At 39.6% G+C, this 11,961-nt stretch carries 10 protein-coding genes; 1 reads left to right on the forward strand and 9 read right to left on the reverse strand.

All coding sequences use genetic code 11. From position 1 onward, the window contains the following. Positions 1–45 precede the first annotated feature (45 nt). From pstB to IQ19_RS21665, 7 genes are all read right to left on the reverse strand, one after another. Complete coding sequence (gene pstB / locus IQ19_RS21635; RefSeq protein ID WP_394137635.1) at positions 46–864, reverse strand: phosphate ABC transporter ATP-binding protein PstB; 819 nt, start codon at positions 862–864, stop codon at positions 46–48. Positions 865–891: 27 nt separating this feature from the next. Beyond that, positions 892–1,776 (reverse strand): phosphate ABC transporter permease PstA, encoded by an 885-nt coding sequence (gene pstA / locus IQ19_RS21640; RefSeq protein ID WP_144544998.1) that lies wholly within the window; start codon positions 1,774–1,776, stop codon positions 892–894. Position 1,777: 1 nt separating this feature from the next. Next, a complete protein-coding gene (pstC, locus tag IQ19_RS21645; RefSeq protein ID WP_144545000.1) occupies positions 1,778–2,752 on the reverse strand; it encodes a phosphate ABC transporter permease subunit PstC in 975 nt (324 codons plus the stop codon). 126 nt (positions 2,753–2,878) lie between these two features. Beyond that, positions 2,879–3,841 (reverse strand): PstS family phosphate ABC transporter substrate-binding protein, encoded by a 963-nt coding sequence (locus tag IQ19_RS21650; RefSeq protein ID WP_144545002.1) that lies wholly within the window; start codon positions 3,839–3,841, stop codon positions 2,879–2,881. A gap of 240 nt (positions 3,842–4,081) precedes the next feature. After that, the gene (locus tag IQ19_RS21655; RefSeq protein WP_144545004.1) at positions 4,082–6,268 is read right to left on the reverse strand and encodes a peptidoglycan D,D-transpeptidase FtsI family protein; all 2,187 of its coding nucleotides are present in this window, start codon (positions 6,266–6,268) and stop codon (positions 4,082–4,084) included. A gap of 143 nt (positions 6,269–6,411) precedes the next feature. Then, on the reverse strand, positions 6,412–7,629 hold the full coding sequence (locus IQ19_RS21660) for an MFS transporter (protein WP_144545006.1): 1,218 nt from the start codon (positions 7,627–7,629) through the stop codon (positions 6,412–6,414). Positions 7,630–7,755: 126 nt separating this feature from the next. Continuing rightward, positions 7,756–8,364 carry a superoxide dismutase gene (locus IQ19_RS21665; protein ID WP_144545008.1) on the reverse strand — a complete coding sequence of 203 codons (609 nt, stop codon included), beginning with the start codon at positions 8,362–8,364 and terminating at the stop codon, positions 7,756–7,758. 396 nt (positions 8,365–8,760) lie between these two features. Here IQ19_RS21665 and IQ19_RS21670 point away from each other — a divergent pair, with 396 nt between their 5' ends. After that, complete coding sequence (locus IQ19_RS21670; RefSeq protein WP_144545010.1) at positions 8,761–9,456, forward strand: Crp/Fnr family transcriptional regulator; 696 nt, start codon at positions 8,761–8,763, stop codon at positions 9,454–9,456. A 68-nt stretch (positions 9,457–9,524) separates the two neighbouring features. Here the strand turns inward: IQ19_RS21670 and IQ19_RS21675 are convergent, their stop codons facing one another. After that, positions 9,525–10,007 carry a DUF456 domain-containing protein gene (locus tag IQ19_RS21675; RefSeq protein WP_144545013.1) on the reverse strand — a complete coding sequence of 161 codons (483 nt, stop codon included), beginning with the start codon at positions 10,005–10,007 and terminating at the stop codon, positions 9,525–9,527. 75 nt (positions 10,008–10,082) lie between these two features. Next, positions 10,083–11,711 (reverse strand): Na/Pi cotransporter family protein, encoded by a 1,629-nt coding sequence (locus IQ19_RS21680; protein WP_199749520.1) that lies wholly within the window; start codon positions 11,709–11,711, stop codon positions 10,083–10,085. Positions 11,712–11,961: the final 250 nt, after the last annotated feature.

Here is an 11,961-nt window from a genome sequence, read left to right on the forward strand (position 1 = left end):
CCTATTCGATATGAATTAATTTTCAATGATTTTACGCTTAAGAAATTAGCCGAATCGTCCTGTAATATAATCTTCAGTTCGTTTGTCTGAAGGGGTTGAGAAGATCTTGTCTGTTTCGGCAAACTCGATCACTTCACCGTTTAAGAAGAATGCTGTCTTGTCAGAGATACGGGCAGCCTGCTGCATATTGTGTGTAACGATGATGATGCTGAATTCTTCTTTTAGTTCCTGCACAAGCTCTTCTACCTTTAACGTCGAAATCGGGTCAAGGGCAGATGTTGGCTCATCCATTAAGATGACATCCGGTTCAATCGCCAAGCAGCGTGCTATGCAAAGGCGCTGCTGCTGACCGCCAGATAGGCCGTATGCATTCTGGTTTAAACGGTCCTTTACTTCATCCCAGATTGCTGCGCCCCTTAAGCTTTTTTCAACAATCTCATCAAGGATTTTCTTATCGCGGATTCCGTGTATTTTTGGACCATATGCTACATTTTCATAAATGGATTTAGGAAACGGATTTGGCTTTTGGAAAACCATACCTACACTTGTTCTTAAGTCTTCCACTTTAAACGATTTATCAAGGATATTTCGTTCACGGTATAAAATTTCTCCGGATATCTTTACAGAAGGCACTAATTCAACCATCCGGTTTAACGTTTTAATATAGGTTGATTTACCGCAGCCTGAAGGTCCAATAATGGCTGTTACTTCATTCTCATTAATAGCCAAATTAATATTCTTTAGAGCATGGCCTTCCCCATACCACAAGTTAAGATCCTTCGTATTATAAACAACCTTCTTGTTTTCTTTCGTTCCCGCGTTTAGTTTATCTGTTTTTACATTTGGATTTGCTTTTTCTGTCATTACAGGCATTTTATAAAACCTCCCAGACTAAAATCTTTTTTGAAATTTATTCCGAATCATAATGGCAATTGAGTTCATCGCGAACAAAACAATTAATAGAATAACAATTGTCGCTGCTGCAAGGTTTGCGTATTCAGCTACAAGAGCCGAGTCAATTGTCCAATAATAAATCTGCACCGGTAAAATGGTAAATTTGTCAAAGATTCCGTCCGGAACAGGAATTAACAATGCCGGTATACCGATTACCACCAGCGGTGCTGTTTCACCAATAGCACGGGATAGCGCCAGAATAACTCCAGTAAGAATTCCCGGCAAGGACGCGGGAAGAACTACATTTTTAATGGTCTGCCACTTTGTAGCACCCATTCCATAAGAGGCTTCCCTTAAAAATTGAGGCACAGCCCGGATTGCTTCCTGGCTGGCCACTACAACGACTGGAAGAACGAGCAGCGCCATAGTCAAGCCGCCCGCAAGTACTACAGAACCCAAATCCAATGCCCTTGCGAAAACAGTTAATCCAAGGATACCAAAAACAACGGATGGAACACCTGCCAAGTTGGAGATATTCGTTTTAATAAATGAGGAAATACGTCCCTTGGCGGCATATTCTTCAAGATAAATAGCTGTACCTACCCCTAAAATCATCGTTACAGGAGCGACAACCAGCATAAGCCATAATGTTCCCAATATAGCTCCCCAGATTCCCGCTCTTTCTGGATCGGTTGATAGCCTATTCGTCAAGAAATCAAAGTTAATCCATCCTAATCCATCTGCCAGGACCCGATAAATCAAAATAACTAATACAACTAGGCCAAACAATGTTGCCAAAAAGAAGAGTGTTTTTGCCAGGTTATTGGCAAATAGGCGGCTGCCCATTTTTTTATGCACTTGAGTTGAGTCAACATACTTCATATTAATATTCCTCCCTGAACCTGCGAGAGATATACTGAGCGATAAGATTCATAATTAGCGTAAATACAAACAATGTCATAGCAACTGCATAAAGGCTGTAATACAAAGTTGTACCTGCCGCAGCTTCTCCGCCTGTTACTTCTACTATATAAGCAGTCATCGTCTGCATGGATTGAGTCACGTCAAAGGTAAAGTTTTTTGAACTTCCGCTCGCAATGGTGACGATCATGGTTTCCCCAATCGCCCTCGAAATTCCGAGTACAAAGGAAGCTATGATACCTGAAATTGCGGCTGGAACCACTACTTTCCAGGTTACTTCCAGCTTTGTTGCACCTAATGCAAGAGCACCTTCCCTCATAGCATTTGGCACCGAACTCATCGCATCTTCAGATAATGACGCTACCATCGGGATGATCATGATCCCCATTACAATCCCAGGGCTTAGAATATTGGTTGGTTCAAGGCCAGGAATAATAGACCTTAATATTGGCGTTACAAATGTAAAGGCAAAAAACCCATAAACGATAGTAGGAATACCTGCCAGAATCTCAAGAAGAGGCTTTAACATTCTTCTTAATTTTTCTGACGCATATTCACTTAAGAAAATAGCGGTCATCAGTCCGATTGGGATGGCTACCAGCATGGCAATTGCAGATGAAATAATTGTACCAGTCAACAGCGGCACTACTCCAAAGACTGCATTTTCCCCTAATGGCTTTAATTTTGTGCCTGTAAAGAAATCTATAAAAGGAACGTCTTTAAAAAAGGCGATTGTTTCCGTTAGTAAAGTAAGTACAATTCCAATAGTTGTTAGTACAGAAATTGCTGCTATTCCAAATAGAATTTTTGGTATTAATTTTTCCGTAACGTTATTAACGCTTCGAGATTTTTTCTTTTCCTGTATGATTTCACGTACATTCAACTTTTTGTTGTTACCGTGAACAGCGCTTTTTGCCAAGTGTAAAACCCCTTTCATCCTTCTCATCCAAGGAAGAACTCTTTAGCTTATATTACCCAAGGGAAACCCAAATTAACATTTAACACCAACAAGAAGATGAGAAGGTTAACTTCTCATCTTCCCATGTTCAACACTTTTAAAATCTTACTTTAATCCGTTTAAAGCATCTAGAGAAGCTTGGACATCTTCATCAGATAATGGGGCAAAGCCAGTCTCTGCTGCAACATCCTGTGCATTTTCCATTGTATAAATAGCGTAATCAAGCACTTGCGGCTTTTCTTTAGCCATATTTGTATTCAAGTATGTGAATACAGGGCGTGTAAAAGGAGCATAATCGCCGTCTTCTTTAATTGTGTCCAATGATGGCTCAACTGGGCCGTTGCCAAAGTCAACCTTAACAGCGGATAACTTGTCTTTATTGCTATCGTAGTATCCATATCCAAAGAATCCAATTGCATTTTTATCTTTAGACACAAGGTCTACAAGAGTTGAGTAATCCTGCTGCAAGTTAATGTTTTCAGGAAGATCTTGTTCTCCAAGGATATTTTCAAACATGAATTCATAAGTACCGTGGTTTTCATTCGGGCCATAAGTTTGGATTTCTTCATCCGGGAAGTCAGCGCGAACGTCCGACCACTTTTTCTTGCCGGCACTTGCAAGGAAGATATCAATAACCTCTTGCTGTGTAAGCTCTGTAGCCCAGTCATTTTCTTTGTTTATTACAATTGTTATACCGTCTAAAGCAACCTTCATTTCTTGTACATCAATGCCAAGCTCTTCCGCTTGTGCTTTTTCTTCATCTTTAATTTGGCGGGAAGCATCATTAAAGTCTGTTCCGTCTTCTGCAAGGAATTTCTTGAAGCCAGCTGAAGTTCCAGAGCGGCTTACTTCAACAGAGACATTTTCCTGTTCTCCCATATAGTTCTCAGCCATGCGTGCCATAAAAGGATAAACTGTACCAGATCCGTCAATAACTACGCTGCCTTCAAGCTCTTCACCGTTTTCTCCATTTGCACCTTCATTTGTATCTCCGCCCCCGCAAGCTGCAGTAAATACCATCACAGCTGCAAGCATTAAAAACAGGCTCATTTTTTTAAGACTCTTCATTCCTGAATTCCCCCTAAGAAAATTGGTTGTTTTGTCCTACGAGTAATAGAATAAGGGTTTACTGTTAACGCGGTTTTAACTAATTGTAAAGCTTTTGTAAATGTTGGCGATTAATGTGTAAATATGTCGAAATAGAGGTATAACGTTTAATTTAGCATTCCAGTTTAGCCAGCTTCAAATACATGAACTCTTCATAAAAAAAACTGCCTCCCGTACAAACGGGAGACAGTATAGCCATACTTATTCATTTTCTTCTTCTTCGCGTACATCTTCCTGCCCTTCAAGAACTTCATTAATATTTTCTACTTTCTGGACAGGATCTTCGCTGTCTTTGCCTTCTTCATGGCGATTTTTTTTAAGATCAAAGTAGGCATCCAGTACACGTTCGCCAATTTTCTTGTTTGCTCCGTGATCCCGGCCGCCTTGATAAGCCCACGGAACCAGTACAGCCATAGCTACCTCCGGATTTACAGATGGTGCATAGCCGACAAGGCTGAGATTCATCACCTCAGGAGGCTCCTTGCCAAATTTGCTTCTTTCAGGACCATCATAAAATGCCTCTGCAGTTCCAGTCTTTCCTGCCGGCTTATATTCTTTGCCTGCGAAATAGGTATAAGCCGTTCCGCCTTTTTCTTGCATAACTCTGCGGAAGCCTTCCTGCACCCGTTCCATCCAGCCTTTTTCAAGTTCAACCCGGTTAAGCACTTTGGGTTCCATTTCCTCCACAATAGGTCCGAGCTCGTTGTTTTCCATTAACGGTTCACGGATTTCCTTAACAATATGTGGTTCCATTCTATTTCCGCCATTGGCGATGACAGAAACATATTGTGCAAGCTGCATATTGGAATACGTATCATACTGGCCTATTGCAAGGTCAAGCATAAAACCAGGCATAGTACTCATTCCTTTAAAGCCTGTTTGTTCATTCGGCAAATCAATTCCAGTCCGGACTCCTAGACCAAATTGTGCAAAAGAATCCCTGATCGTATCAAAGCCTTTAGGATCAAGGGGCAGTGGACGGTCAAATTTATATTCACCGTTTCCAATTCGTATGGCCGTCTCAAACATATAAACGTTCGAAGAATACTTTAGCGCATTGATATCATTTAACGGACCAAAGTTTTTCCATGATTTCTTCACTGGTGTGTTCTTAATTTGGAGCGGACGGTCATAAATGACGGAATTAGGCTGAATAACTCCTTCCTTAAACCCTGTAAGAATGGTCGCTCCCTTTATGGCAGAACCAACATTGTAAGTAGTAGTAATATTGCCTAGTGCATCATCCTGCATTTCTGACTTGCCGGTCTTCTCATCCTTCACAATTCTTTTTCCGGCCATTGAAAGAATCTCCCCAGTGTGAGGATCCATTAGCAAAACATATGCCCGGTCAAGCAATGCAGTACCAGGAGAAGCTTTGGCAGCGCGCAGTTCTTCCTCAATGATCTGCTCAACTGCCTTCTGGAGATCCATATCGATGCTTAGCACAAGGTCCTTTCCTCTTTGACCATCCGTGATCGGCACAGTTTCCAGGACGTTTCCGGCTTTATCGGTAATATTTTTTACTTTAGCCTTTTGTCCGTGCAGCACCTCTTCGTATTGCATCTCAATATAACTTTTTCCAACTCTGTCATTGCGGCTATAGTCACGAGCCATATAATACTCAAGCTGTTCAGCAGGGATCCCTTCGTCGGAACTTGTCACCTTGCCAAGAACAGATTTTAAAGTATCGCCAAAAGCATAATATCTTTCCCAATCTGTTGTGGTATCAACACCAGGCAGCAGCTGGAGATTCTCGCTTACAACCGCAAACTCTTCCGGGGTAACATCTTTATTTTTTACGATTTGCGGTGTTAACGCATAGCCGCTCGTAAATTCTCTGAATATTGCAAGAACTTTCAAGTCTTGTTCCTTCAGTTCTTTCAATTCCTCTTCCGTAATCCGGTCCAATGTAAGCTGATAAATTGCTTTATCAAGTTCTTTTTGCTCTCCTTCATGCTTCTTCTTAAGTGCTTCTATTTCTTTTTCAGATACCTTCTTTTCTGCCTCATCTGGATTCTTTATAATCCAATAATCCTTCTTATCGCGTTCCTGGACTTTTTTTGTATTTATTTCTATGAGCTGGGCAAGCCTTTCAGCTACCTCAAGCATCTCGTCCTGTTTGTAACCGTTATTTGTAAAGGTAATTGCGTTTTGCGGAGTATTGTCAACAATCACCTTCCCGTTTCGGTCAAACATCTTCCCTCTAGGAACCGGACTATTGACTGTAACATCTTCCGTTCTTTCAATCTCACGCTTGTAGTCATCACCATAGACTATCTGAACCATCCCCAGCCGGAGGATCAGCATTGAGAACAATAAAAAAACAACAAAGAAGAGCATATTCAGTCGAAAAGGAACATGGGTCTTCTTTTTTTTCTTTCTATTCAAGGTATCGCACACTTCCTTTAAAAAAGTCTCTTTTACCATTCTAAAAGAAATCGGCAATTAATTCTATAAAGAACCTTTTTTCGACACAAATAAAATGTTGGAAATACTATCCTTCCACTAAAAAAGAGAGAGGCTGGCCTCTCTCATGTCGACTGAAAATGTATTTTCCGGACGAAAAAATAAATTACAGCATGTCCAGCACCAATGAATACAAGTAATATTGGGATGCTTTTTTCATCATTAAAAAAAGTTACAGCTGCCAAAAAGCCCAAAATAGAAACGATTCGTCCCAAGTTTAAGAAGATTTCCCTGACAACTATATACTCTATCCTCATTTCCGCAGCTTTCCAGCCTCGGCCGATAACATCATAAGTTAAAGAAATATAAGGGACCAGCAATAACGGATATGCTACGGCAATAGTTGCAGCATACATAAGCAGCTTGGGATAAGTAACTTCAAATATGATAAAAAATATGGCGGCATACAATAACAATCCGCCGATTAATATCGCCCTTTTCCGATACTGCTTTTTTAGAAGCCTTGATACCAGAAAATATCCCATAAAGGAAATGCCCGAGTTAACCAGCCCGTAAGTTCCAAGGGCAAGTTCACTCCCTGTTGAAATAAATACATATACCGAGATAACAAAAACAAATGTGCCTTCCCTCAGCCCCTGAAAAAAGTGGGCGTTGGTAATCATTCGCCAATTCGGGTTGTTTTTTCGTTCAGAAAGGATTCTTCTAAACCAATACCTCCCATTTGCAGGCCGCCGTTTTAGAAAAAAGCTTAAAAAGACGGCTATTGAAAAGAGCGTCAGAGAAATCCCAAAAATAACCGAATAGCCGGTGAACTTTTCCATCCTTGAAATAATGAAACCCGCTGCAATCGGACCGATCATTCCGCCAACGGATGTGAGTATTCCAAGGAAGCCATTGAAGAAATCCCTGTTTTCCGGCTCCGTTATTTCAAAAGTCAGCACATTGAACGCAAGCCAGTAAAAACCATATCCAACACCCAGCAGAGCACCTAGCAGCACCAGAAATTTCGAAGCATTTATACCAATGAAAAGCACTGTCAGGTAAAAGGATGCCAAAAAGATTACACCTATTCTTAATACAATAACCCTGTCAATTTTCTTAGCCCATCTCCCCGCCAAAATAAACGTTAAGGGCTGCATAACCACGATGGACAAATTGTATAGTGCAAGATCGCTGAACTCACCAGATTGCTTCCATAGATAAATATTTACAAATGTATTTGAAAGGGCAGCGCTTAAGGAATAAAGCCCCCCAATAATCAGAAGCAATTTTAAATCTCTTGTTAAGTCCACATCTCCGATCAGTTTTTTGAATCTGCTCATAAAAAAACTCCCCTTTGGTTCTAAAGGGTAGTCTCCTACAAAGTTAGTGTGCTTATGCAATGATTTAAAGATTGGCGAGAAACACAAAAAACACGGCAGAGATTTCCTGCCGTGTTTAACCTTTTATTATTTTGCAGCGCTGTAACGCTTGGTAACTTCATCCCAGTTTACAATATTCCAGAAGGAATTGATGTATTCAGGACGGCGGTTTTGATAGTTCAGGTAGTAAGCATGCTCCCATACATCAAGACCAAGGATCGGAGTCTTGCCTTCCATTAAAGGAGAATCCTGGTTAGGAGTGCTTGTTACTTCTAATTGGCCATTGTTCACAACAAGCCAAGCCCAGCCGGAACCAAAACGAGTTGTAGCAGCTTTTGCAAATTCTTCTTTAAAGCTATCATAGCTTCCGAACTTGCTGTTAATCGAGTCAGCAAGCTCACCAGTAGGCTCTCCTCCGCCATTTGGAGAAATAACCTGCCAGAATAATGAATGGTTTGCATGGCCTCCGCCGTTATTGCGGACAGCAGTGCGAACAGCTTCAGGAACAGCATCCAAGTTGGAAACAACTTCTTCGACTGTTTTAGAAAGAAGCTCTTCGTTTCCTTCCAAAGCATTGTTCAGGTTTGTTACATAAGTATTGTGATGCTTTGTATGGTGGATATTCATCGTTTCTTTGTCGATGTTTGGCTCCAATGCATCATAAGCGTAAGGTAATTGCGGTAGTTCGAATGCCATTAAAAATTCCTCCCTATGTATCTGGTTTAGTAGATCCCGAAACATTCAATCGTTTACAAAATTCTGATATTAGAATGTTTCTAAAGATCTTTAGCTTAAGATTACCAAAGTTGGGTTTTTGTTTCAAACAAAAAGCATTGCTACATATATACAATTGCCCATTTATTTTTTATTATTCAAATTCCCTCTTGCAACCCTCTATCCATAGATAAAATGACTGCAAAAACCATCTCCTGGTGCAACTTTCATAAATTCGTCAATAGTGTTTAGAAGTGCACTGTATCAACCATTTTTTAACGTTTAGATTTTATTTCATTCTTACACCCCCTTTCACCTGATTGACAGTGTTTCGGTATTTTCTTTAAATCAAAGTGTAGGAAGAAAAGGAGTGATATCATGGATGACTTCAGAATTTCGCTTTACAGTTTTTTATTGCAGCGATTTATCGATAAAGGAAAAATTTTAAAAGTAAAACCAGGAAACACTCTTTTTGAGGAATGTGAGAGGGTAAAAAATATCTACCTCCTATTGGAAGGCAGTTTGGCTTTAGGAAGATCCCATCGAAAAGGAAAGGAATTCACTTTAAAAATCCTGGACGGCGAAGAAGTATTAATCGAATATCAAATGTTTAAGGAGGCGCCAAAATACCATTTCCATGCCAAAGCCATAACAGAATGCAAATTCCTTCAGATTAAAAAAGAAGATTTTGAAGAGTTCATGTTGGGCGACATGCGGGCAATGAGCTATCTTACAAGATGGCTGAGTTCAAGGTATATTAAGTCTCAGCTAAGATGCCAGGATCTAATGATCAATGGAAAAAAAGGCGGTTTGTACTCTATTTTAATAAGACTTGCCAGCCGATATGGCATAAGCGTGAATGACGGGATATTAATTGATTTGCCCTTAACCCACCAGGAATTGGCTAACCTTACTTACGGTACACGGGAAGTCATTCAGCGAATGCTGAAGGAACTAAGGGAAGAGGAAATTATTCTTTATGACGGGCAAAAAATTATAATTAAAGATCTGAGCTATTTAAAGCGGGAAACAGATTGCCAAAACTGCCCGAGTGAAATATGCGGAGTGAATTAAGTAACTCAATTAAAAAAAGTAGGAACAGCCATAACAAAGCCTTATGACTGTTCCCTCCTATGAATTATTTAAAGTACCACGATCAAGAAATAAAAAATCATTACTGCTTGAACAACAGCTTTTGCCGCTACACTACTGACAAATCCTATAACAGAACCAAATCCAATTTTTATTGCATCATTCAGGTTTTTTCTATTTACCGCCATTTCAGCAAGGATCGCGCCCAGGAATGGCCCGATCAGAATTCCTAACACCGGAATCACAAACGGTCCTATTAAAAGTCCAATTGTACTTCCCCAAACGCCGGCTTTGGAGCCTCCATATTTTTTTACCCCAATCATATTGGCTATATAATCCGCCCCGAAAAGTAAAACAACAAAAAGGCACTGGATGGTCCAAAACAGCCAATTAAAGGACTCAAAAGTAAAGAGAACGCCATAAAGAATAAATCCGCCCAAAACAAACAGCACACTGGGTATAATTGGGAAGATCAACCCAGCAAAAGCTATAACAAATAAAATAATAATTAAAGTCCAATAAATAATTTCCATCCTCAGCACCCTTTTTATAAAATGCGTTAAAAATAAACAAAAAGCAAGGGGAATTCCCCTTGCTTATTTTACCACTTATTCTTCTCCTAAAACAGCTTCCGCAATATTCACAGCGTGGTCACCGATTCGCTCAAGATTGCTGACAATGTCAACATACACAATGCCTGCTTGTCCGGAGCAGATTCCTTCGTTCAAACGAAGAATATGCTGTTTGCGAAGCTTTCTTTCCATTTTGTCGATCTCTTCTTCTTTCTCAACCACTTGTCTTGCTATTTCTTTATCATTATGATCCAGCGCTTGAAGAGCTTCCTTAACCGTCGAAATAGTAAGGTTAAACATTACATCAAGATCATCCATTGCATTTTCAGTAACTTTAACTTTGTTTGCCTGCTGGTATTCCGCAAGCTCAATAATATTTTCAAAGTGGTCACCGATTCGCTCAATATCTCTGACAGTATCCATCAGAACTGTATGTTCTTCAGACTCATGAACTGAAAGTGAGCTTGTTGAAAGTTTAACTAGATAATCTGTAATTTTGCGATCTAAATTGTTAATGGCATCTTCAAGTTGATAAGCCGTTTCAGAATGCTTTTGCTGTTTATTTTTTAAGAACTGATTTGTTTCCTCAAGTCCCCGCACAGCAAATTGACCCATTCGCAATACTTCTTCTTTTGATTGACCAAGAGCGATAGAAGGTGATTGCTCAATAAAAACAGGGTCTAAATGCTTTGTTTTGTATTCTACAACCGAATCTTCTCCTGGTATAAGCTTTGTTACAATCAAAGCAAGAATTCCAATAAAAGGAAGTTGTATAAGCGTATTTGTAGTATTAAAAATTCCGTGAGCAAACGCTATGGTCATCTCATGATTAAGGTTTAAATTAACCGCTAAAGATTCAATTAGCAATGTGAAAGGCTTTAGAAGTAATAAAAACACAGTTGTTCCTATTAAATTAAACAGGACATGAGTAGCAGCAGCTCTTCTCGCTGCAACGGATGCTCCAATAGCTGCTAAGACAGCCGTAATCGTTGTACCAATATTATCACCGAATAAAATCGGCAAGGCAGCATTCAAATTAACAAGTTCTTCAGCATAAAGACCTTGCAGGATACCGATTGTCGCACTAGAGCTTTGAACAATCACTGTAAATACAGTACCAATGATTACTCCAAGAACCGGGTTTGAACTCATACTTACAGTAAGATCATGGAAAGCCTCTAAACTGCGTAATGGTTTCATACCGCCGCTCATTAGTTCCAATCCATAGAAAAGTGCTCCAAAACCAAAAACAATTTGCCCGAAATTGTGTATTTTTTTATTTTTAAAGAAAAACAGAAGTATTGAACCAACTGCAATGATTGGCAGGGCATATTCACCAATATCAATACCAATAATGAATGCAGTAACAGTTGTACCAATATTGGCACCCATTATTACCCCAATTGCTTGACGGAGTGTCATGAAACCGGCACTAACTAGTCCAACTGTAATAACAGTTGTACCACTGCTAGTCTGAAGTAATACTGTTACAACAATACCTGCTAATACCCCCATTAGCGGATTTGTCGTAAAGCGATCCAGAATATCTCTCAGCTTGTCACCAGCTGACTTTTGCAGTCCATCACCCATGAACTTGATTCCATATAAGAAAATACCAAGTCCGCCAAGAAACTCAAAAAGCATTTGTTGAACGTCTAGTTCCACAATTTTTCAACCCCTATAACTGTTTATTCGACATGATTCATCAAACCCCATACAATTATTAAGGAAAAGTGAATAAAAAGTAAAGATTTATTTTATCAAATTTACAATAGCTTAACATTTCTTTTAAATATTACATTTATGTTACAAATAAAAAGAATCCCTTGCTAATTTTAAATAAGCTGAGTTACTTGTAGAGACCGCATAATGTGGCTAAACTAATAAGATGAATCTTTATAAGGGTGTGTCAAAA

The organism is Cytobacillus oceanisediminis (assembly GCF_007830235.1).
GTDB classification, from domain to species: Bacteria; Bacillota; Bacilli; order Bacillales; family Cytobacillaceae; genus Cytobacillus; species Cytobacillus oceanisediminis.